The organism is Micromonospora craniellae, assembly GCF_014764405.1.
Taxonomy (GTDB): Bacteria; Actinomycetota; Actinomycetes; order Mycobacteriales; family Micromonosporaceae; genus Micromonospora; species Micromonospora craniellae.
This window is the reverse complement of the sequence record NZ_CP061725.1, coordinates 240,782-262,409: the sequence shown is the minus strand read 5'-3', so window position 1 is coordinate 262,409 and position 21,628 is coordinate 240,782. Positions and strand designations below refer to the sequence as shown.

At 70.8% G+C, this 21,628-nt stretch carries 22 protein-coding genes; 14 read left to right on the top strand and 8 right to left on the bottom strand.

Features of this window, described 5'->3' with window-relative positions:
* Window positions 1–59 precede the first annotated feature (59 nt).
* Window positions 60–269 carry a hypothetical protein gene (locus ID554_RS01180; protein ID WP_147333526.1) on the bottom strand — a complete coding sequence of 70 codons (210 nt, stop codon included), beginning with the start codon at window positions 267–269 and terminating at the stop codon, window positions 60–62.
* A gap of 458 nt (window positions 270–727) precedes the next feature.
* Between ID554_RS01180 and ID554_RS01175 the strand changes: the two genes are divergently transcribed.
* The 6 genes from ID554_RS01175 (at window position 728) to ID554_RS01150 (ending at window position 6,087) form a co-directional block, all read left to right on the top strand.
* Window positions 728–1,966, top strand: coding sequence for a helix-turn-helix domain-containing protein (locus tag ID554_RS01175; protein ID WP_117229771.1), 1,239 nt, complete (start codon window positions 728–730; stop codon window positions 1,964–1,966).
* A 236-nt stretch (window positions 1,967–2,202) separates the two neighbouring features.
* Window positions 2,203–2,370, top strand: a complete 168-nt coding sequence (locus ID554_RS01170; RefSeq protein ID WP_191088693.1) for a hypothetical protein — start codon at window positions 2,203–2,205, stop codon at window positions 2,368–2,370.
* On the top strand, window positions 2,354–3,526 hold the full coding sequence (locus ID554_RS01165) for a helix-turn-helix domain-containing protein (RefSeq protein ID WP_117229773.1): 1,173 nt from the start codon (window positions 2,354–2,356) through the stop codon (window positions 3,524–3,526). Before ID554_RS01170 ends, ID554_RS01165 begins: the two co-directional genes overlap by 17 nt.
* 25 nt (window positions 3,527–3,551) lie before the next feature.
* Window positions 3,552–3,959 carry an aldehyde dehydrogenase family protein gene (locus tag ID554_RS01160; protein WP_223884392.1) on the top strand — a complete coding sequence of 136 codons (408 nt, stop codon included), beginning with the start codon at window positions 3,552–3,554 and terminating at the stop codon, window positions 3,957–3,959.
* Window positions 3,960–3,964: 5 nt separating this feature from the next.
* Entirely contained in the window at window positions 3,965–4,912 is a 948-nt protein-coding gene (locus ID554_RS01155; protein ID WP_158573795.1) for an NAD(P)-dependent oxidoreductase, read from the top strand.
* Window positions 4,909–6,087, top strand: coding sequence for an acyl-CoA dehydrogenase family protein (locus ID554_RS01150; RefSeq protein ID WP_117229775.1), 1,179 nt, complete (start codon window positions 4,909–4,911; stop codon window positions 6,085–6,087). The genes ID554_RS01155 and ID554_RS01150 overlap by 4 nt, the downstream gene beginning before the upstream one ends.
* 57 nt (window positions 6,088–6,144) lie before the next feature.
* Here ID554_RS01150 and ID554_RS01145 read toward each other — a convergent pair whose 3' ends face one another.
* Window positions 6,145–7,134 carry a DMT family transporter gene (locus tag ID554_RS01145; RefSeq protein WP_117229776.1) on the bottom strand — a complete coding sequence of 330 codons (990 nt, stop codon included), beginning with the start codon at window positions 7,132–7,134 and terminating at the stop codon, window positions 6,145–6,147.
* 82 nt (window positions 7,135–7,216) lie between these two features.
* On the opposite strand from ID554_RS01145, the gene ID554_RS01140 reads away from it, so the two are divergent.
* Entirely contained in the window at window positions 7,217–8,119 is a 903-nt protein-coding gene (locus tag ID554_RS01140) for a LysR family transcriptional regulator (protein WP_117229777.1), read from the top strand.
* Between the two features lie 33 nt (window positions 8,120–8,152).
* Here ID554_RS01140 and ID554_RS31225 read toward each other — a convergent pair whose 3' ends face one another.
* From ID554_RS31225 to ID554_RS01130, 3 genes are read right to left on the bottom strand one after another with little or no spacing between them, the layout of a single operon-like run.
* Window positions 8,153–8,476: a hypothetical protein gene (locus ID554_RS31225; protein ID WP_223884391.1), complete on the bottom strand. Its 324-nt coding sequence runs from the start codon at window positions 8,474–8,476 to the stop codon at window positions 8,153–8,155.
* Window positions 8,460–8,987, bottom strand: coding sequence for a hypothetical protein (locus tag ID554_RS31220; protein WP_223884390.1), 528 nt, complete (start codon window positions 8,985–8,987; stop codon window positions 8,460–8,462). The genes ID554_RS31225 and ID554_RS31220 overlap by 17 nt, the downstream gene beginning before the upstream one ends.
* Before the next feature lie 32 nt (window positions 8,988–9,019).
* The gene (locus ID554_RS01130; protein WP_147333527.1) at window positions 9,020–9,367 is read right to left on the bottom strand and encodes a hypothetical protein; all 348 of its coding nucleotides are present in this window, start codon (window positions 9,365–9,367) and stop codon (window positions 9,020–9,022) included.
* A gap of 469 nt (window positions 9,368–9,836) precedes the next feature.
* Here ID554_RS01130 and argG point away from each other — a divergent pair, with 469 nt between their 5' ends.
* From argG to ID554_RS01105, 6 genes are all read left to right on the top strand, one after another.
* Window positions 9,837–11,285, top strand: a complete 1,449-nt coding sequence (argG, locus tag ID554_RS01125; protein WP_117229779.1) for an argininosuccinate synthase — start codon at window positions 9,837–9,839, stop codon at window positions 11,283–11,285.
* 159 nt (window positions 11,286–11,444) lie between these two features.
* Window positions 11,445–11,768: a hypothetical protein gene (locus ID554_RS01120; RefSeq protein WP_147333528.1), complete on the top strand. Its 324-nt coding sequence runs from the start codon at window positions 11,445–11,447 to the stop codon at window positions 11,766–11,768.
* 589 nt (window positions 11,769–12,357) lie between these two features.
* Window positions 12,358–16,248: a LamG-like jellyroll fold domain-containing protein gene (locus tag ID554_RS01115; RefSeq protein WP_223884389.1), complete on the top strand. Its 3,891-nt coding sequence runs from the start codon at window positions 12,358–12,360 to the stop codon at window positions 16,246–16,248.
* A 133-nt stretch (window positions 16,249–16,381) separates the two neighbouring features.
* Window positions 16,382–16,597, top strand: coding sequence for a hypothetical protein (locus ID554_RS31215; RefSeq protein ID WP_223884388.1), 216 nt, complete (start codon window positions 16,382–16,384; stop codon window positions 16,595–16,597).
* A 4-nt stretch (window positions 16,598–16,601) separates the two neighbouring features.
* A complete protein-coding gene (locus ID554_RS31210) occupies window positions 16,602–16,760 on the top strand; it encodes a hypothetical protein (RefSeq protein ID WP_223884387.1) in 159 nt (52 codons plus the stop codon).
* Window positions 16,761–16,893: 133 nt separating this feature from the next.
* A complete protein-coding gene (locus tag ID554_RS01105; RefSeq protein ID WP_117229782.1) occupies window positions 16,894–17,913 on the top strand; it encodes a LacI family DNA-binding transcriptional regulator in 1,020 nt (339 codons plus the stop codon).
* A 57-nt stretch (window positions 17,914–17,970) separates the two neighbouring features.
* On the opposite strand, the gene ID554_RS01100 is transcribed toward ID554_RS01105, so the two are convergent.
* Both ID554_RS01100 and ID554_RS01095 read right to left on the bottom strand, forming a co-directional pair.
* Window positions 17,971–19,014 carry a hypothetical protein gene (locus ID554_RS01100; protein WP_147333529.1) on the bottom strand — a complete coding sequence of 348 codons (1,044 nt, stop codon included), beginning with the start codon at window positions 19,012–19,014 and terminating at the stop codon, window positions 17,971–17,973.
* Window positions 19,015–19,101: 87 nt separating this feature from the next.
* A complete protein-coding gene (locus ID554_RS01095; protein WP_117229834.1) occupies window positions 19,102–20,580 on the bottom strand; it encodes a glutamate--cysteine ligase in 1,479 nt (492 codons plus the stop codon).
* Between the two features lie 101 nt (window positions 20,581–20,681).
* On the opposite strand from ID554_RS01095, the gene ID554_RS01090 reads away from it, so the two are divergent.
* On the top strand, window positions 20,682–21,029 hold the full coding sequence (locus tag ID554_RS01090) for a DUF3817 domain-containing protein (RefSeq protein ID WP_117229784.1): 348 nt from the start codon (window positions 20,682–20,684) through the stop codon (window positions 21,027–21,029).
* Window positions 21,030–21,033: 4 nt separating this feature from the next.
* On the opposite strand, the gene ID554_RS01085 is transcribed toward ID554_RS01090, so the two are convergent.
* The gene (locus tag ID554_RS01085) at window positions 21,034–21,573 is read right to left on the bottom strand and encodes a hypothetical protein (RefSeq protein ID WP_117229835.1); all 540 of its coding nucleotides are present in this window, start codon (window positions 21,571–21,573) and stop codon (window positions 21,034–21,036) included.
* Window positions 21,574–21,628 lie beyond the last annotated feature (55 nt).

Below are 21,628 nucleotides of genomic sequence, written 5' to 3'. Positions count from 1 at the left end.
CGACAACACAGCCGCCTAGTGACACGCCCCGTCACCGGGCCCACCGCTGTTTGCCCAGCTCACAGCCCAGATCCGCCGCCTATATCGACGCCGAGCTGCGGAACGCAGGCGATGGGGCCAGGCAGATAGCCGAGGCGGAGCAACTGCTGGCTCGGGTCGAATCGGACGGGTACCGAACGAGGTGGGCCGCCCGAGGTGTCGTCCGTCTCCGGTGCCGGGCGGCTGAACCACACGGTCAGGCCCGCCGCCACCGCCAGCACGGTCGTCACGGCTCCGAGGATCAGGATCCGGCTTCTGCGCCCGCCCTCCGGTGGCACCTCGACACCGGAGACAGCTGAGACCTCGCCGGGTTCGTGCGGGTTCCTCGCCACGGACTTCCTCCCGATCTGGCGCGCCGTCCGGCGGCGCGACCCGGGGAGCCTACGACCGGTCCCGTCGCTGCCCTCGGCTTCCCTCGTTGCGCCTCGCCCGCACCGGTGCCGAGTCATCGTCGACCCCTTTTCGTGGCAGTGCAACTGTTCCCGACCCGGCGTGTCGAACAGCTACACTGCCACGTTCACGATCGCCGAGTAGACCACATGCGTCGCGCCTATAGGTGACGGTTTTTGGCTTTGCTTCCGAGGCGATCGTGGCGTCCCACTGTCGGAATCGAGGTGTACCGTCCGAAGAGGCAACCGGCACCTCAGGTTGACGCCGTTCTACACGCGGATCTCGATCGGAGACTCCCATGAGCAGTCCGACTGTCGGTGAGCGTCTGGCGCGGATCCGGCGGGAGTCCACGCTCACCCAGGAGCAGCTTGCCGAGCGGTCCGGCGTCAGCATCGAGGTCATCCGCAAGCTGGAGCAGGGTAGCCGGGGTACTGCCCGACTCGAAACTCTGCACGCACTCGCGCGCGCCCTGCGAGTGCCCACGTCAGCGCTGATTGGAGACGCCTCGGGGGCCGCTGCTCGGCGCGAGCCGGATCACCAGCCGTTGTCTCTGGCAGAGATCCGTCGTGCGATCGCTCCGGTTCGGGGCCTTGCCGGCGCTCCGGTGGTGGGGCCCACGACTGATCCGCCTGGACTCGACACGCTACGCGCCCACCTTCATGTTGCTGATCGCGTCGTCAACGCTGGCGACTATGCCGTCGCGCTGAGAGCGCTGCCTCCATTGTTGATGAACGCGCGAGCGGCAGTCGGCCTGGCGACCGACGAAGAGTTGGTCGCGGCCAATGACCTGTTCGCTCGTACTCAGCGGTTGGCCGGAGGGCTACTGATCCAGTTGCGGGCCGAGGACCTGGCACAGACGGCTTTGTCGGGGGCCCTGGACTCCGCGCAGCGGTCGGGTAATCGTGTCGTCGCGGCTACCGTCATCCAAACGGTTACTTGGTTATTGATGCGCCAGGGCAGGATCGGCGAGGCGGCCCGGCTCGCGATCGCAACGGCCGACGAGGTGGAACCGCAGTTCTCTCGGGCGACTCCCGGTGAGTTGGCGGCCTGGGGGTGGCTCCTCTTGGGTGCCGCCGCCGCATGTGCCCGTGACAACCGGCCGGACGAGGTGACCGATCTGATCGACGCTGCGGGTGCTGCTGCCGTCCGGATCGGAGAGCGGGTGCCGCCTGCCGATCAACTGATGTTGGTGGGTGGCTTCGACACCGCCAAGGTGCAGATGCAGCGGGTCGAGGCAGCGGCAGTGGCCGGTGAGGCAGAGCGTGTATTGAAGCTGTCCGAAAAGGTTCCCCCAGCTCCGACCATCAGCAGGTCAGCTTGGCGGCGCCATCGCTTGGACGTGGCGTGGGCGTACACGCACCTGCGGCGCTATGGCAAAGCGACCACAGTGTTGACGCACTTGCGAGACATGTCGCCGACTTGGCTGCGGCAGCAGCGATATGCGAGAGACATCGTGGAGCAGATCGTGGCTGGCCGTCGTCGAGCAATGACGCATGAGTTGACTGAACTGGCAGAGATGATGGGCTGCTCGCGCTAACTGGTACACCCCGTCCGAGTCTTCGTCGTCAGATCATGGTCACCTGCGGTGCGACGCGTCCCACTCATTCTGACCAGCTACTCAGATCGCACTTTCCGCACCTGGGTGGGCACCTTGCGTAGTGGAAGCCTCGCCGTGGCGATCGGTTGTTCTGGCACCTGCCCACTGATCGCTGACATCTGTCGGCGGTGATGCCCTCCTCAGAGCGGATCACCGCCTCTGCGAACGGAGGGGCAATGCAGGGCGAAGGAACGTCGGGGAGTCGGGGCGAGCAGATCCAGGCGGCTGAACGGGAGGCGGCCAGGCGTCGGCTGCTGGCGCAGGCCGAGGCGGAGCGCGTACCCGTGGAGGACGTCACGCGGGTGGTGCCGGACCGGCGGTGGCGGCGTGACCGGCAGGGGTGAGGTGCCGATCGGTCGGCGGGTGGCGCAGTGGCGGGCGCGGCGGCGGCTGACGCAGCAGGCGCTCGCCGACCGGCTCGGGAAGTCGAAGAGCTGGGTGGACAAGGTCGAGCGGGGTGCCCGTCAGTTGGACAAGTTCTCGGTGATCCAGGCGATCGCCGAGGTGCTGCGGGTGGATCCTGGGGTGTTGGTCGGGCAGGCGTCGTCGACGCCGACCGGTGGGGGAGCGTTGGACGGGCTGGATGAGGTGCGGGCAGCCCTGGCCCGGTACGGCAACGGACCAGTGCCGGTTCGTCCGGTGGTGCTGGCCGATCTCCGTCGGCACGTCGGGCACGCCTGGCTGACGTACCAGCATGCCCGGTATCCGCAGGTGGTCCGCGCACTGCCCGGGTTGCTCGACGCGACGCGGGGACTGCCTGATCCGGTGCCGGTGGAGGTGCTGGTGCAGGTCTACCGGGTTGCTTCGTCGGTGCTGGTCAAGCTGGGCGAGGCCGACCTGGCCTGGCTGGCCGCCGACCGTGCGGTGACGGTGGCCGGCGGCGATCGGGTGTTGGCGGGTACGGCCGCGATCGCGACCGCAGCGGCGTTGCGGACTGGCGGGCGTGAGCGGTTGGCGCTGGCGGTGACTCTCGCCGCCGCCGATCGACTCGCGCCTGAACGGTCGGAAGCGGACCTGTCGGTGGGTGGGACGCTGCTGGTCCAGGCCGCCCTGGCCGCGTCGGCCTGCGACGAGGCCCGCCAGGCGGCACACCTGCTGGATCGCGCCGGTGAGTGCGCCGACCGGCTCGGGGCCGCAGACGACGCGCGGCGTACGTGCTTCGGGCCCCTGCCCGTGGAGATGGCGCGGGTGGTGGTGGCGGCCGAGCAGGGTGACCCGGTGGAGGCGGTCGCTCGGCATGACGCGGTGATCCGGCGGGACGGGTGGCGGAGCCTGTCGCCGGAGTACCGGGGCGCCTACCTGGTGGACGTGGCGCGGGCGTACCTGTCGGCCGGTGACCTGGCCGGGGCGGGACGGATGCTGGTCGGCGCGGACAGCGTGGCGCCGGCCGAGGTCCGGGTGCGGCCGTCGACGCGTACCCTCCTGGCCGAGATCGCCCGGCGACGACCGGCCCCGGCGGGTGTGGCGCGCCTGGCCACCCTGGTCGGCCTCACCCGCTGATCATCTGCGCCAGGCCGCTTCGGCGGTGGACGCACATGTGGCGTACCGGCCTGCTGCTCCCGGACAGGACAAGCAGTTCATGCGGCCCACCCTGCTCGCCGGGGCGGGCAACGAGATGCGGGTGGCCCGGGAGGAGATCTTCGGCCCGGTGAGCTGCGTCATCCGGGTCGAGGATCTGGACGAGGCGATCGCCGTGGCCAACGACACCGCGTACGGGCTCTCCGCCGGAATCGTCACCACGTCGTTGGCTGCGGCGGAACGGTTCAAGCGCGACGCGCGGGCCGGCATCGTCACCGTGAACCTGCCCACCGCCGGCACCGAACTGCACCTGCCGTTCGGCGGCACCGGGGCATCCAACCACGGCCCGCGGGAGCAGGGCGGTTACGCCCGGGACTTCTACACCGTGCCGGTCACCTGCTATACGGGATGGTGAGCGCCATGACACCACGGATCCTCCTCACCGAACCGATCGCCACCGCCGGGCTGGACCTGCTGCGCGCGGCCGGCGAGGTACACGTCGCGCATGCCACGGACCTGGCGACCCTGGCCGATTCGCTGGCCACCGCCGACGCCCTGTTGGTGCGCTCTTCTTCGGTGACCGCCGACATGCTGGCGGCGGCACCCCGGCTCAAGGTCGTCGGCCGGCACGGCGCCGGTCTCGACGGCATCGACCTGGAGGCCGCCGCCCGGCTCGGCATCCCGGTGGTCAGTACGCCCGGCGCCAACGCCGAGTCCGTCGCCGGGTTCGTGATCCTGGCCGCGCTCACCCTGTCCCGGCAGCTACCCAGGGCTGTCGCGGCACTGGCGCAAGGCGAGTTCCCGACCGGTCGCTCACTGCCGTCGGCGGTGGTCGCGGCCGAGCTGACCGGCGCCATGCTCGCCGGGCGGACCCTCGGCCTGATCGGATGCGGCGCGATCGGCCGGGGCGTCGCCGCCCGCGCCCGAGGTCTCGGTATGACCGTCCTCGCGCACGACGTCGCCGCAGTCGAACCACCACCAGGGGTGCGGCTGGTCGAGATGGATCGGCTGCTGTCCGAGTCGGACGTGGTCAGCCTGCACGTGCCACAGACTCCCGCGACCAGCGGGCTGATCGGCGCCGCCGCGTTGGCCCGGATGCGTCCCGACGCGTTGCTGGTCAACACGGCCCGGGCCGGTGTGGTGGACGCCGCCGCGGTGCTCGCCGCCCTCGACGCCGGGCGGCTGCGCGGGTACGCGGTGGACGTCTTCGCGCCTGAGCCGCCCGCCCTCACCGACCCGCTGCTGCACCATCCCCGGGCCCTGGCCACTCCGCACATGGCGGCGATGACCCACGACGCGCTGGACGCCATGGCGATCGCCGTGGCGCGTGGCGTGCTCGCGTACCTGCTCCCGGAAGGAACTCGATGACCCTCACCGTCCCCGCCTCCGCGCTCACCTATCTCGGCACCGAGCACCTCATCGATGACGAGAGCCGGGAACTGCGCGCCGCCGTACGCGACTTCGTCGACCGGCGGGTGCGGCCGCACATCGCCGGCTGGTACGAGGAAGGGCGGCTGCCGGCCCGGGAGCTGGCCCGGGAGCTGGGCCGACTCGGGGTGCTCGGCATGCATCTGGAGGGTTACGGTTGTGCCGGTGCCTCGGCGACCGCCTACGGGCTGGCCTGCTTCGAGTTGGAGGCGGGCGACTCGGGCCTGCGCTCGCTGGTGTCGGTGCAGGGCTCGCTGGCCATGTACGCGATCTGGCGGTTCGGCTCCGAGGAGCAGAAGCAGCGGTGGCTGCCCCGGATGGCCGCCGGCGAGGCGATCGGCTGTTTCGGGCTGACCGAGCCGGACTTCGGCTCCGATCCTGCGGGCATGCGGACCCGGGCCCGCCGTGACGGCGATGACTGGCTGCTCAACGGCACCAAGATGTGGATCACCAACGGGTCGATCGCGGACGTCGCGGTGGTGTGGGCTCGTACCGATGAGGGTGTCCGTGGCTTCCTCGTGCCGGCCGGCACCCCCGGGTTCACCGCACCGGAGATCACCCGCAAGCAGTCGCTGCGCGCCTCGGTCACCTCCGAGCTGGTCCTCGACGACGTCCGGTTGCCCGCAGACGCGCTGCTGCCCGAGGCCGCCGGGCTGTCCGGGCCGCTGTCCTGCCTCAACGAGGCACGCTTCGGCATCGTCTTCGGTGCTCTCGGCGCCGCCCACGACTGCCTGGAGACCACCGTCGACTACACCCGTAGCCGGCAGATCTTCGACCGGCCGTTGGCCGCGTACCAGGCGACCCAGCTCAAACTCGCGGACATGGGACTGGAACTGGGCAAGGGAATGCTGCTGGCGCTGCACCTGGGTGCGCTCAAGGATGCTGGCACGCTGGACCATCGGCAGATCAGCCTGGGCAAGCTGAACAGCGTCCGGGAAGCCATCGCCATCGCCCGCGAGTGCCGGGCGCTGCTCGGCGCCGCCGGTATCACGCTGGACTACCCGGTGATCCGGCACTCGGCGAACCTGGAGTCCGTGCTCACCTACGAGGGCACGTCCGAGGTCCATCAGTTGATCATCGGCCAGGTGCTGACCGGGCACGCCGCCTTCCGCTGACCCGCCCGTGTCCTGCCCGACGACCCGTCGTCCGGCGGGCCTGCGCGTCGGTCGGGGTCAGCGGCGCGTCGCGAACACCACGCCGGTCAGGCAGAGCGCACCGCCCAGCAGGGCGAGCGGCGCGGGTACCTCGCCCAGCAGCGTCCAGGACAGCAGGACCGTGACCGGCGGCACCAGGTAGGTCGCGGCGGTGGTGCGGCCCGCCGTCCAGCGGGACAGGACGTAGCCCCAGGTGAGGAAGCCGATCGCGGTCGGGAACACGCCGAGGAACAGCACGCCCAGGGTCGCCGGGAGCGGGGCGGCGGCGAACTCCGCGAGCAGGGTGGGTGCGAACGGCAGCAGGGCCGCCGTACCGGCCAGCGCGCCGAGCCAGGTCATCGTCACCGCGTCCACCCGCGCCAGGAGACGTTTCTGCAGCAGTACGCCGAAGGCGTAGAGCACGGCGGACAGCGCCGCCAGCGCGACGCCCACCTTGTCGGCGTGCCCGGTGAAGCCGCCGGCCGCGATCAGCGCGACCCCCGCGAAGGCGATCGTCACCCCGACGCCGAGGCGGCCGGTGAGCCGCTCGCCGAGCACGAGCGTCGCGGCGACCGCGACGAGGATGGGCGCGACCGACACCAGCAGCGCTGCCGTCCCGGCGTCGACCAGCCGCTCGGCGGCGTTGAGCGCCACGTTGTACCCGCCGAACCAGGCCACGCCCCACAGCATGATCAGCCCCAACGTGCCGCGCCGGGGCAGGACGGCGGCCCGGCGGGGCGTCAGCGCCTCCGGCGTCGGCCCGGCGTGCGGTGCCCGGGTGCGCCGGTAGAACGCGATGAACGCGGTCAGCGCGACGGACGCCGCCAGCATGCGGCCCAGCGCCATCGCGCCCGGCGAGTAGTCGTGGCCGGCGAAGCGGATGCCGACGAACGCCGAGGCCCACAGCACCACCGTGGTCCCGGCGGCGACCATGATCGGCCAGGACCGACGCCGTGCCACCGGTCGGGGGTACGCCGTGGCGCGGGAGCCGTCGGTGGCGGCCCCGGCGGGGGCTTCGGTGAGCGTCATGTGACTGATTCTCGAACGCCCGACGATTCAGCACCAGCGACTGTTTCTTCACGACGATTAAGTCGTGCTTTACGGTTGTGGGGTGCTCGACGTCCACCGCCTCCGGGTCTTCCGCTCCGTCGTCGCGTCCGGATCGGTCCAGGCCGCCGCCGCCAACCTCGGCTACACACCCTCCGCCGTCAGCCAGCACCTCACCGCGTTGCAACGCGAGACCGGCCTCACCCTCCTCGCCCGCGCGGGACGCGGCCTGCGCCCCACTGCCGCCGGCCACGCCCTCGCCGCCGAAGCGGACCGGGTGCTCGCCCGGGTCGGTGCGGCCGAGTCGCTCATCGCGGACCTGCGCACCGGCCGCACCGGTGCACTGTCCGTCGCGTACTTCGCGTCGGTGGGCGCGGCGTGGATGCCGCTCGTGGTCCGCCGCATCCTCACCGAACTTCCCGGCGTCCGGCTCGACCTGCAACTACGGGAGCACATCCCGGACAGCCGGGAGGAACGAGCCGACGTCCAGGTGGTCGTCGCGGACACCGGCTTCGACCCCGGTTCGGGCTTCACCGCCCAGCACATCGTCGACGACCCCTACGTGGCCGTCCTGCCCGCCGGGCACCCCCTCGCCGGCCACGACGAGGTGGACCTGGCCGAACTCGCCGAGGAACGCTGGGTCGACAACGACTTCGCCCGAGGCTGGTGTCGCGCCAAACTCCTCGAAGCGTGCACCGCCGCCGGATTCAGCCCGGCGTTCCGGGTCGAGGCGCACGACTACCGTACGGCGCTGGCCTTCGTCGCGGCCGGCATCGGCCTCACGGTGCTACCCGCCCTCGGCGCGGCACACCTGCCGGAGGGCGTGACAGTCGTCCGGGCGGTCCGCCCCATGCCGATCCGCTCGATCCACGTGGTGGTACACGACGCCGTCGAGCACACCCCTGCCGTACGCACGACGGTCGCCGCCCTACACGAGGCCGCCGACGGCGCCCGGCACGTACGGTAGGCCAGGCCCCGGGGCGTGAAGGCCCGCGTGTCCTCAGCGACCGGCGCGTTTCCAGGCGCGGTAGAACTCTTTGTAGAGGAAACGCTGCACCGGCGTACCCGTGGCGGAGACCTGTTTGCCGATCGCCCGTGCGCCGATCCACATGCCGGCGACCTTGGGCACGCCGGGCACCGACTCGGTCACCGACGCGACCCCGTTGACCAGTTCCTGTTCGGTGGAGGGGTCGAAGGTCAGCAGGAAGTCGCGTCGGATCGGATGTGCCTGGTAGGTAAGCCGGGTGGCGTCAGCTCGTGATCGGTACTTGAGGCCCCGCGCGAGGGTCGCCGCGACGTACACCTCCTCACCGGGCGGTGCCATCGATCGCAGCGGGCCACGGAGCACGATCGACGCCGCTCGTGCCCAGATTCCGAAGGGATCGGTCCTCCACACCGTCGGCGGTGCCGATGCGATCGGTGTGGTGGCCCGCCACCCGCACGTGTGCCGCCTGAAAGGCGCACCAACCGTGGATGCGTTTCGACAGCGAGTTGCGCTCGCCCGGTATGGCGTCATCGCAGGCGATCGCCTGCTCGATGAACTGGCCGAGCACCTGATCTCCCCGCCGACTCTGCAACTCGTCCAGTGCCTCCTCCTCGGCACTGCGGACCCGGCTCGCCTCGGCGTCGTCGAGTTGCAGCGGGTGCAGCAGCCCGGCTTCGGCGAGCACGCGGAGCAGGTACGGCTTACCGCCGAAGTCAGCGGCGCCGGGTCGGGCGAGGACCGGATGGGCGACCCAGACCCGTTCCATGAAGATCAGGGATTGAATCAACTCCACGAACGACTGGCGGGCGAACGGATCGCCGGGGCGAGTGCCGTGGTTCTGGGCAACCACGAAATCCTCGGCACTGATGATCGACGTGACGTCTACGAGGATTTCGGTGTTCCGGTGGGGGAGTCCCGAGCTAGCTCCACGAACCACTTCACGGCCTCCGGGCGACCCATCACGGTGCTGGCGAAAGTCGGCTCTGGCTGGGCGAGCGTTTCCATCGGCACCGGAAGGCGCCGATTGGCATTCACGTCCGTGGACATTAGACCGACGATCTCACCGAGGCACAAGCCCGCGAGACCGTCCCAGACCTTCTGGCGGGGACGGTAGAAGAGGTCGAAGCGCGGTGCGTTCGCCGCGAGGCCGGTGAGATCCAGGGCGGTACGGAGCATGTCCAGCGTCTGTGATGTGGTACGCGTCTTCAGGGCGTAGCCGGCCTCGGCCATGGCGAATTCGTGCGGCGGGGCTTGCGAGCGTGCGCTGCGGGTCAGGGAGGCTACCCGCGCCGCTTCTCTGTGGTAGGTCGCCGGCAGGCTGCAAGGCTGTTCGATCGGGTGACATCGAGACGGAATCGGCGGTCAGGCCCAGAGGGCGGTCGGGTGCCAGAGGATGATCTCCCGGCGGGCGAGCAGGTGGACGTCCCAGGAGAGGAAGGTGAAGACGTGAGGTCTCCTTGGCGTCGTGGCCCAGCATGCTGTCAGCGACGTTGTCGCCGATCGTCTGGTCGACGAACTCCGCCGGCCAGACGACGGTGGGCGGGATTCGAACTCGTGGATCTCCCTGCCCTGGCGCGCGCCTGCCCGATGTGCCGGCCTGCCGTTAGGAGGGGACCCTTTCTATGCACGAGGCGTTAGTAGGGGGCCCTTCCTTGCACCCGGCTTGCATGGGTATGCGGGATGGTGCATACTCTTCCTTGTGTCCAAGGTTCTTACCTCCCTGCCCACGGGCGAACGTGTCGGCATTGCCTTCTCCGGCGGACTCGACACCTCGGTCGCGGTCGCGTGGATGCGCGACAAGGGTGCGGTGCCCTGCGCCTACACCGCTGACATCGGCCAGTACGACGAGCCCGACATCGCCTCGGTGCCCGGTCGCGCGCTCAGCTACGGCGCCGAACTGGCCCGCCTGGTCGACTGCCGTGCCGCCCTGGTCGAGGAGGGGCTGGCCGCGCTGACCTGCGGCGCCTTCCACATCCGCTCGGGTGGAAGGGCGTACTTCAACACCACGCCGTTGGGGCGCGCGGTCACCGGGACGCTGCTGGTGCGGGCGATGGTCGCCGACGACGTGCAGATCTGGGGTGACGGGTCGACCTTCAAGGGCAACGACATCGAGCGCTTCTACCGGTACGGCCTGCTGGCCAACCCGCAACTGCGGATCTACAAGCCGTGGCTGGACAGCAGCTTCGTCACCGAGTTGGGTGGGCGCAAGGAGATGTCGGAGTGGCTGCAGGAGCGCGGCCTGCCCTACCGGGACAGCACCGAGAAGGCGTACTCCACCGACGCCAACATCTGGGGCGCCACGCACGAGGCCAAGACCCTCGAACACCTGGACGCCGGCATCGAGACGGTCAATCCGATCATGGGCGTCCGGTTCTGGGACCCGACGGTGGAGATCCCCACCGAGGACGTGACGATCGGCTTCGACCAGGGCCGCCCGGTCACGATCAACGGCAAGGAGTTCGGCAGCGCGGTGGACCTGGTGCTGGAGGCCAACGCCGTCGGCGGTCGGCACGGCCTGGGCATGTCCGACCAGATCGAGAACCGGATCATCGAGGCCAAGAGCCGGGGCATCTACGAGGCGCCCGGCATGGCGTTGCTGCACGCCGCCTACGATCGGCTGGTCAACGCCATCCACAACGAGGACACCCTGGCGAACTACCACAACGAGGGCCGTCGTCTCGGTCGCCTGATGTACGAGGGCCGCTGGCTGGACCCGCAGGCGTTGATGCTGCGCGAGTCGCTGCAGCGCTGGGTCGGCACGGCGGTCAGCGGCGAGGTGACGCTGCGACTGCGGCGGGGCGAGGACTACTCGATCCTGGACACCACCGGCCCGGCTTTCAGCTACCACCCGGACAAGCTGTCCATGGAGCGTACCGAGGACTCGGCGTTCGGGCCGGCGGACCGGATCGGCCAGCTCACCATGCGCAACCTGGACATCGCCGACTCCCGGGCGAAGCTGGAGCAGTATGCCAACCTGGGCATGGTCGGCGGCGCGCCGCAGCGGGTCGTCGGTGCCGCGCAGGCCGCCTCGACCGGGCTGATCGGGGCGATGCCGGAGGGCGGCGCGGAGGCCATCGCCTCCCGGGGCGTCTCCTCGACCGAGGACGCGGCCCTCGACCGCGCCGCCATGGAGTTCGGCGTCGACTGACCGCCGGGGCTTCGACCAGACTCCCCGCCCGCCGTCGACGGTCACCCACCGTCGGCGGCGGGCGGTGCCGCCTCCGGCGTGCCGATCCCCGACCGGTACGCTGACCGCCCCCGGGTGTCCCGCACGTCCGACGCCCCGGGTGTCCCGAAGGAGGTGGCCGTGCCCACAGCGCTGCGACCCTGGCTGGCGGTCGCCGTGGCGAGCGCCGTCGCGGTCCTCGCCTGGGCCGGCTTCTGGTATCTGGCGGTGCCGCGCGTCGACGTGTGCCGGGCGGTCCACCCGGCGCCGGCCGGGTGCCGGGTCGACGAGCGGATCTCCACCGCCTGGGCCTGGACGATCATCGTGGCGGTGCTCTATGCGGCCACCGTCGTCGCCCGGGTACGTCCGAGTGCGCAGCGCCGCCAGGCGGTCCTGCTGGGCACGGTGGCGCTCGGCGTCTCGGCCCTGTACGGCCTGTGGGCGGTGTGGCAGGCAGGCGGCTGACCGCAGCCCGGTCGCCGGGCGGCGCACGGCTGGAGCGGGGAGCGGCACGGACCCGCGCCCGGCTCGTCACGATCACGACCGACCCGACGAACTCCTGCGTCCGTGTCGATGGCCGGGCGGGTCATAGGGCCCTCGCCCACAGGGACAGTTCTCCCGTCGCGACATCGTTTCCGTTCTGTCGCGGGGTTGACGTTCCCGGAAGTGAACGTTAACAATGCGGTGACCAGCGGGCCGATGGTTCGTTGGGCGGCTTCACGGACAGCGGCGGACCGGGTGTCATCCGGTCCGCACTCCCATGGCGCCGGTGGCTTCGCGAGGGCGGGCCGCGGGTGCTTCGCCTTGCCGGTTCGGGACTGTCGGCACCGACGTAGACGACCAATTTCTCCATTGGAGGGAGGTCCTTCCCAGGCGGTTAGCGAACCGGTTCGACACTCCGCGGGCCACCTTGGCGACGCCGGTTCGGCGGCCGCGGGCCGAAGCGGGTCGCCCCAGCACCACCACCACGAGAACGACAACTAGGAGCTGCCACATGAAGGCGTTGTCGAGATCAACATTCCGGCGAGCGGTCGCGCTCTCCGTGACACTCACCATGGTGGGCACCGCGGTCTTCGCGGCGCCGGCCGCCGCCGCCGACCTGCCGTCTCCATCCCTGCACTACGACTTCGGCGGGATCGACCTCTCCACCGGGGTCGTCGCCGACAGCTCGGGCAACGGGCTCGCCGGCACGCTGGTGAACCCCGCGACGGCGTCCCTGGTGGACGGCGCGGGCGGTGGGACGGCGCTCAGACTGCCGGGTGGGGCGCCGAGTTCCAACGGTGCCTACGTCAGCCTGCCCCGCGCCGCGCTACAGGGCGCCTCCGACCTGACCGTCTCGACGCGGGTCAGGTGGGACGGCGCCACGGCCCCCTGGCAGTGGATGTACGCGCTCGGCACCAACACCACCCGCTACCTGTTCAGCACCCCGTACAACGGCGACGGCCGGCTCCGTACCGCCGTCACCACGTCCGGCGGCAACGGCGAGGCGCAGGTCAACGGCTTCGCGCAACTGCCGGCCGGGCAGTGGCGTACGCTCACCACCACCCTCGACACGACCGCCGACCGGATCACCACCTACCTGGACGGCGTCGCGGTGGCCTCGGCCGCGACCACCATCTCAGCGGGTGACCTGCTCACCGGCTCGGGCAGCACCGCCGGTTTCATCGGCCGGTCCTTCTACCAGGACCCGCTCTTCGCCGGCGCCGTCGACGACTTCCGCCTCTACCGCACGGCGCTCACCACCGAGCAGGTCGCCGAGCTGGTCGGGTCCACTCCCACCCTGACCGGACTGGCGCAGGACACCTTCGACGTCCGGACCACGATCGGCGCCGCGCCGCCCCTGCCCGCCACGGTCCGCGCCTCCTTCTCCGATGACTACGACCGGTCGGTCGCCGCCGCCTGGAACGCCGTCGACCCCGGCGACTACGGTCGACCCGGTGTCTTCCAGGTCACCGGCACGGTGGCCGGACGGCAGGTCAGCGCCACCGTGACGGTGGTACGTGAAGGCGAGTTGACCATCGACCTCGCGACCGACACCGGCGACTTCCACGGCGGCGCGGCGGGCGCCCTGTACGGGCTGTACGCCCCGGGGGTCCCGACCAACAACCTGATCGAGGGCATGAACCTCCGTACGGTCGCCACCAAGGGGCAGGACGGCGCCCAGCACCCCGGATCCGACGCGCTGGAGATCGTCAAGCCGCTGGCCGACAGCACCGGCGGCGACGTATACGTCCGGACGACCGACTTCTACCGCGGCTTCCCGTACCAGTGGCCCGGCAGCACTCCGGAGGCGAAGCTCTCCGGCTACATGCAGGTCCTCGAACGGCAGCTCGACCAGATCGCACAGCTCGATCCCGAGTACCGCGACAACATCGTCATCGAGCCGTTCAACGAGCCGGAAGGGAACATGTTCGGCACCGGCCAGTGGAGCTACAACCGGGTGAGCTGGCTGAACGACCCGACCGACTACTTCCGCGCCTGGGACCAGGCGTACGCGATGATCAAGCAGAAGCTGCCCGACGTGCGGATCTCGGGCCCGAACACCAGCGTCCTCTACACGCAGGTCAAGGGCTTCCTTGAGCACGCCGTCGAGGCCGGGACCGTGCCGGACATCGCCACCTGGCACGAGCTGAGCCACCCGGCCCAGGTCCGGACCAACGTGACGCGGTACCGCGAGTGGGAGGCGGAGGTCTTCGCCGGCACCCGCTACGAGGGCAGGCAGTTGCCGATCAACGTCAACGAGTACGCCTTCAACTACCACACCTCGGTGCCGGGGCAGATGATCCAGTGGATCTCCGCGATCGAGGAGTCGAAGATCGACGCGATGATCGCCTTCTGGAACATCAACGGCAATCTTTCCGACTCGGCGGTCCAGGCCAACCGGGCCAATGGCCAGTGGTGGCTGTTCAACGCGTACGCCAGCATGACCGGGCACACCGTCGAGGTCAGTCCGCCCTTCCCCGGCCAGAACTACAGCCTTCAGGGCGTTGCCACGCTCGATGAGGAGCGCGCCCAGGCCAGGGCGATCTTCGGCGGTTCCTCCGGTAAGGCGTCGATCAGGTTCGACAACGTGCCGGACGTGATCGGCGGCAAGGCGCGGGCGTGGATCCGGGAGATCCCGTGGACCGGGCAGATCGGTGACTCGGCCCCGCCCGAGATCATCGCCGAGCGGGTCGTCGACGTGACCGACGGCGTGGTGGCGTTCGACTTCGGCGACGATCTGCCGACGCTGTCGGAGTCCTCGGCGTACGAGATCGTGCTGACGCCGGCCGGCGCCGGCGCGGCGAGCGCTGTCGCCCCCACCCTGTGGAAGGGCAGCTACGAGGCGGAGGACGCGGCGCACCGGGGTAGCGGCTACAGCCGTAACGGACCGGAGGGTTCGCCGTCGGACGTGTCGAAGTTCTACACCTCGGGCCGCTACAACGTCGGCGGACTGCGGACCGGCTCGGACGTCGTGCTCGACTTCACCGTCGATGTCCCCGAGGACGGCGATTACGACCTGAGCGTCTTCGCCAACTCGCTGAACACCTTCGGTTTGGTGCAGGAGCAGGGGCCGACCAACGTGTTCCTGCGCGTCGACGGCGGCGCCGAGCAGGAGCTGTTCCTGCCGCTGGGCTACAAGTGGGTGGTCTGGGACCACGCCGACACGACCGTGCGGCTGACCAAGGGCAGCAACGTCATCTCGCTGGCCGCGCGCAGTCTCGACGGAAGCCGCTCGACCCGGGGCGACGCGCTCGTGGACCGGATCACGCTGGCCCTGCCGAACCCGGCGGCGGCCCGCGTCGGCTACGAGGCGGAGCTGGCCGACCTCGCCGGGGCGACCCCGGTGTACGACGGCCCGCGCCTGGACGACCGGGACGTCTCCGGCTCCGGCGTGGTGGAGGTGTCCCGCGACGACTCCGTCACGTTCTGGGTCTATTCGGCCGAGGACGCGGAGTCGACCGTCACGGTCCACACGCTGGGCGGCGGCAACGGTGACCTGGCCGTCAACGGACGCGACGTGGGTCGGGTCGCCGGGCCGTCGACGGCCGTGGCGGTCTCGCTCTCCGGCGGGGTGAACAAGGTGACGGTCACCGGGGACAGCGGCGAGCTGCTGGTGGACCGGATCGTGGTCGAGCCCACCGAGGGCAACCTCAAGGTGGTCGAGTACGAGGCGGAGGCGGCCCGTACGGCCGGTACGGCGCAGGTCACGCCGCTGACGTTGGCCAGCGGCGGGCAGGCGGTCACCGGCATCGGCGGCGACGCGGACAACCAGAACACGCTGACCTTCGACGTCGACGTCGACAGCGCGGGGGTCTACGCCATGCGGGTCCGGTACGCGAACCCCGAGCAGTCGCAGGCGTCGCACTACAACCCGAACCCGATGACCCGTCGCGCCGACCTGACGATCAACGGGTCGGCGGTGGAGAGTGTGCTCTTCCCCGGCAGCTTCCACCGGAACAACTTCTGGGAACTCACCGTCCCGGTGGAGTTGAGGCAGGGTCGTAACACCATAACGTTCTCGTCCGAGGAGGCACGCAACTTCGACGGCGAGACGTACGCCGAGAGCCTCTGGCCCGGCATCCTGCTCCGGGCGAAGGAGGCGCCGGTGATCGACAAGATCTCCGTCGCGAAGTTCAGCGGCACGCCGGGCAACATCGCCGTCACCGTCACGGCGCAGGCGCGGTGTGTGGCCGGTCGGGCGTACGTGGCGGTGCAGGCCCGTAACGACCATGACGGGCCGGTGGACATCGTGCTGGAGAGCGCGTACGGCCAGCGGTCGGTGGCGGACATCGCGCCGGGTGGGAACGCGTTCCAGCAGTTCAACACCCGGGCGGCCTCGGTGCCAGCAGGGTCGGCGACCGTGACGGCCACCGGGTCGGTCGACGGCGAGAGTGTGACGACCGTCGTCACGCAGGAATACGCCGCCCTGAACTGTGCCGCCGACCCTCGTCAAGCCCAGTAACCGCGAGCGACAACGGAGTATCGGATGAACACACGCAGTCGTAAGCGGCTGTTCGCGGCGGGTGCCGCCGGCGCCATGCTGGCCGGTTCGGTGGCGGTGGCGTCGCCGGCCCTGGCTGAGCCGGGTGACGGTGGTGACGGACACCCGGACGGTGGACGAGGTGCCGGAGGGCGCCGCGTGGGCGGTGCTGGGCAGGGCGACCGCCTTCGTCGGTGGCGAGGGCCAGGACCCGATCGGTGCGGGGCATCTGGGCTGGAAGCCTCGGTTGATCGAGGGTGACGACGACGGCCTGGTGTCCGAGGGCGAAGAGGTCGTGACCGTCCTGGACGAGCCGACCCCAGCCGGGTAACAACGTGGGTCTGGTCGACCAGGAACTGCTGGTCTCCACGTTCGACTCGGGTGCGGTCGCGGGCGGCGAGTACTCGGTCGACGCGGACCTGTTCCTGCGGACCCCGGCAGACGTCGCCGCGGGCGAGTACACCTCGACCCTGACGCTGTCCCTGTTCGAGTAGTACAACGGGTGGGGGCGCCGCCGCGGCTGCGCCCCCACGACACTCCCTGAGCTGTCGTCCCCACCCGAACCACGGCACCCGCACCGCCGGACCGACCGGCGGTGCGGGTGCCCCAGTGACGACAGGAGGATTCGTGGTCACGATCGGCGACGTCGCCCGGGCGGCCGGGGTGTCCCGTAGCACCGCGTCGTACGCGCTCTCCGGTAAGCGGACGATCTCCGCCGAGGTACGGGAGCGGGTGAACGACGCCGTACGCCGGCTCGGCTACACGCCCAACGCGGGCGCGCGGGCGCTGGCCACCTCGCAGACGATGGTGATCGGCCTGCTCGCGCAGTTCCTGGAGGGCGAGTTCGCCCCGGCCATGTTGCAGTACATCCTGGGCGTCTGCGACGCGAGCCGGGAGTTGGGCTACGACACCCTGCTCATCACCGAGGCCGACGGCGCCCACGCCCTGAGCCGGATCACCCGATCCCGCATGGTCGACGGGATCGTCCTGCTCAACGTCGCCCACCAGGACCCCCGGCTGCCGGTGCTGCGGGCCGCTCCCCAGCCCGGCGCCCTGGTGGGGCTGCCGGAGGACTGCTCCGGTGTCGACGTGTTCGACCTCGATTTCGAAAAGACCGGTCGGTCGATGGTCGACCACCTGCACCGCCTCGGTCACCGGGAGATCATTCTGATCTCCCAGCCGGAACTCGTGGTACAACGCGGCGGCGCGTGGGTCTGGCGCCTGCGGAGCGCCGCGCTGGACCAGGCGCGGCGGCGCGGGATCGTGCTGCACGCCGTCTTCGGTGAGTCACGGCAGCCGGCGGTCGGCCGGTCGCTCCACGCGGCGCTTGACGCGTACCCGGACGCGACCGGGTTGCTCGTCGACAACGAGGCGGCGGCTGCGGCGCTGCCGATGGTGCTGCACGCGCGCGGCATCGAGGTGCCGCGGGACATGTCGGTCGTCGGTCGCTACTCGGACGAGTTCGCGCAACTCTTCTCCCTGCCGTACTCGTCGGTGGACAGTGCCCCCGACCGCCTCGGGCGGCTGGCCGTCCGTCAACTCGTCCGCCGGATCGGCGCCGAGGCGGAAACGAACGAGCCGTACGTGCTGCGGCTCGTCGCCCCCGAATTCCACGACCGGGAAAGCAGCGCACCCCCACCGGCCTAGCACCCCTCGCCCGTGCCGCCGAACTCACCCTGGACGCCCTGCGCCGAGCGCGCCGGGTCAGGGCGCGGCAGGGCCGGTCAGGTCGAAGTCGGCGGTGAGCGGCGTGGCGCGTACGCGCAGGGACTGTGCGCCGCCGATCCCGTCGGCGTTCGGGTACCAGCGGCTCGGCGCGTACACGCAGTCGCAGCGCAGCACCACCCGCTGCCCCGGGAGCAGGCGCAGCGTGTAGTCGGAGCCCGCGTCCGCCACGCCCACCACGTCACCGGTCCGGGCATGGAAGGCGACCACCTGCGCGTAGTGGGAGATGTCCGGGGCGGTGACGGTTCCGCTGAGGGCGGTGCCGGAGGTGAGTGCCTGGTCGAGGGTGACGGTGCGACCGGCGCGTACCCGGACCGTGCTGGCCTGGCGCCGGTCGCCGGTCCCGCCGGACCACTGGCTGGCCAGGCCGTTGCCGGTGAAGTACAGCGGCCACTGGTACGGCCCGAGGCCGGTCAGCGTGTAGCGGCCGTCATCGTCGCTGATGGCACCCGGGCTGCCGTACTTGGGATGCGGGACGGAGGGCATCGGCGCGGCGTAACCGCCGGAGACCGGCGTGCCGTCCGTGGTCCGGGTCATCCGCCCGGTCACGGTGCCCGGCGGGTCGAGCCGGACCGCCGGGGCGGTGACGGTACGGCCGGCTCGCACCGTGATGACGGCCGCCCGTTCCCGTTGCCCTTTACCGCCACGCACGCCGACCCACTGGAGGCCGTGGCGGCTGATGTCGTAGGGGTCGGCCAGCAGACGGTACCGGCCGGGTGTCACGTTGGTGATGTGCACCGCGCCTCCCTCGACCCCGGTGCAGCCGCCGTGCCGGCCGAGCTGCTCCTCACCGAGGAAGACGACGGTGAGCGGGTCGCGGTCGACCGGGACCAGGGCGAGGCAGGCGCGGGCGTCGGCGCCGGTGGCGGCGTCCCGGACGGTGGTCCGCACCTCGCCGGTGGTGGCGGTGACGGTACGCGGACCGGCGGTGGCGGGCAGCGGAGGGACGGCGCCGGCGACGAGGGCGAGCGCGGTGAGGAGCATGGCGGTACGGGCGACGGCGTGACGGCGTGACGGTGACATCGGCGGATCCTCTCGACCCGGCGGTAAGGAATCGCACCTACGGTAATCGTCTGCGTCCGTCCGGTCGCTGTCTGTGTCGGGAGGCCGTCAGGGTATCGGCCACTCGTGGACCGGCCGGTTGCTGTGCATCAGCTCCACGTAGTGCCGCACCACCCCGCGCAGCGCCTCCGGGCGGTCGAGCTGGTCGGCCGACTCCAGCCGGTGCAACGTCGCCACCTGCCAGCTCGCCCCGTTACGGCCGGTGAGGCAGCGCTGCTCGATGACGCCGAGCAGCCGGTCCCGTTCGTCCGGGTCGACGCCCCACCGGTCCAGCCCGTGCTGGGCCAGCGGCAGCAGCCGGCGCAGCACCAGCTCGGTGGCCGGCAGGTAGCCCAGGCCGGGCCAGAAGACGTGCGCGTCGATGCCGTGCCGGGCGCAGGAGTTGAAGTTCTCCTCGGCGGCGCTGAACGACATCTGCGACCACAGTGGCCGGTCGGCCTCGGCCAACGCCCGGACGAGTCCGAAGTAGAACGCGCCGTTGGCGACGGTGTCGAGCACGGTCGGCCCGGCCGGCAGCACGCGGTTCTCCACCCGCAGGTGCGGTCGGCCCCGGAGCACGTCGTAGACGGGCCGGTTCCAGCGGTAGATGGTGCCGTTGTGCAACCGCAGCTCGGCCAGGTGCGGTACGCCACCGGCGGCCAGCGTCTCCGACGGGTCCTCGTCGTCGCAGACCGGCAGCAGCGCCGGGAAGTAGCGCACGTTCTCCTCGAACAGGTCGAAGACCGAGGTGATCCAGCGTTCCCCGAACCACACCCGGGGCCGTACGCCCTGCGTCTTGATCTCCTCGGGTCGGGTGTCGGTGGCCTGCTGGAACAGCGGGATGCGGGTCTCCCGCCACAGTTCGCGGCCGAAGAACAACGGCGAGTTCGCACCGAGCGCCACCTGGATCCCGGCGATGGCCTGGGCGGCGTTCCAGTAGTCGGCGAACTGCGCCGGCCCGACCTGGATGTGGAACTGGGTGCTGGTGCAGGCCGCCTCCGGGGTGATGGTGTCGGCGGTGACCGACAGCCGTTCCACCCCGTTGACCGAGATCCGCAGGTCCTCGCCGCGGGCGGCGAAGATCTGCTCGTTGAGCAGCGCGTAGCGGGGATTGGCCGACAGCGTGGCGGCGGTCAGGTGCTCGGGGCGCACGGTGGGCAGGACGCCGATCATCACCAGGTGCGCGCCGACCGTCCGGGCCCGTTGGTCGGCGGCGTTCAGGCTGGCCCGTACGCTCTGTTCGAACTCGTGAAGGCCGGTGCCGGCCAGCCGCCGGGGCGCCACGTTGATCTCGACGTTGAACTGCCCGAGCTCGGTCTGGAAACTCGGGTCGGCCACCGCGCGCAGCACGTCGGCGTTGCGCATGGCCGGCATGGAGTCGTCGTCGACCAGGTTCAGCTCGATCTCCAGGCCGGTCATCGGCCGGTCGACATCGAACCGGGACTCGCGCAGCATCTCGGCGAAGACGTCGAGACAGCGCCGCACCTTGTCCCGGTAGCGAGCCCGATCCTGGCGACTGAAGGTCTGCGCGCCGACTTCCTCGCCCATGGTCACCACCCTGTCACCCCTGGTACCCACAACGTCGCACGTCCATGCATCCGGGCGAAAGCCCCGACCGCGCGCGGACTACGGATTCGACGCCGCATACCATGGCTGACGTCCGCGAAAAGGTGACCCGACTGTTCGTGGTGGCGGCGATCGCGGAGGCGATCTCCTGGGCCGGCCTGCTGGCCGGGATGGCGGTCAAGTACGGTCCGCCCGGCAACGAGCTGGGTGTACAGATCTTCGGCCCGATCCACGGTGCGCTGTTCGTGGTGTACGGGCTGCTCGTGCTCGCCGTGGCCCGGGTGCAGCGGTGGAGCCTGACGGCCACCGTGGTGGCGCTGGCCTGCGCGGTGCCGCCGTTCGCCACCATCGTCTTCGAGCGTTGGGCCCGCCGACGCGGGATGCTCGCCACCACCCCCGCGCCGGAACGGGAGCCCGCGCCGGTCGGCTGACCGCTCAGGTCAGGGCGGTACAGGCGGCCAGGCCGGCGAGGAGCAGCAGACCCAGCATGGCCTGGAGCAGCAGCGGCGGGCCGAGGTGCGACCACATGGTGGCGGTGCGGGGTCGTAGCAGCTGACCGGTGGTCAGGTTGACGATCCGCTCGATCTTCGGCGCCAGGTCCGGGTCGCCCTGGTCGCGCAGGGTGAGCTGGACGTGGTCGGCCGGGTGCAGCGCGCTCTGCGGCAGGTGTCCGTGCAGCTCCACCTCGTACAGCTTGCCGTCCGAGTCGCGCAGGCGGACCGGGGTGACCAGGTACTCCGGCCCCTTCTTGAGCTCCTTGAAGCTGCGCCGGCCGGTGCCGGAGCCGGCGCTGAGCGCGGCCCGGACCAGCTTGGCGAGCAGGCCGATCACCCCGGCGGCGGCCAGCACCACCACCAGCACCGGCTGCCCCACGCGCACCTCCCGGGGGTAGCCGTCCATCAGCCGCACGATCTGCGCGGTGAGGATCCGACCGGTCGGATGCAGGCTGCGCCGGGAGTACGACGTCGTGTCCATGTCCACCACCCAGAGTCCGCTTTCGCCTACAGATCGTATCGATTCCCGAGGTTGA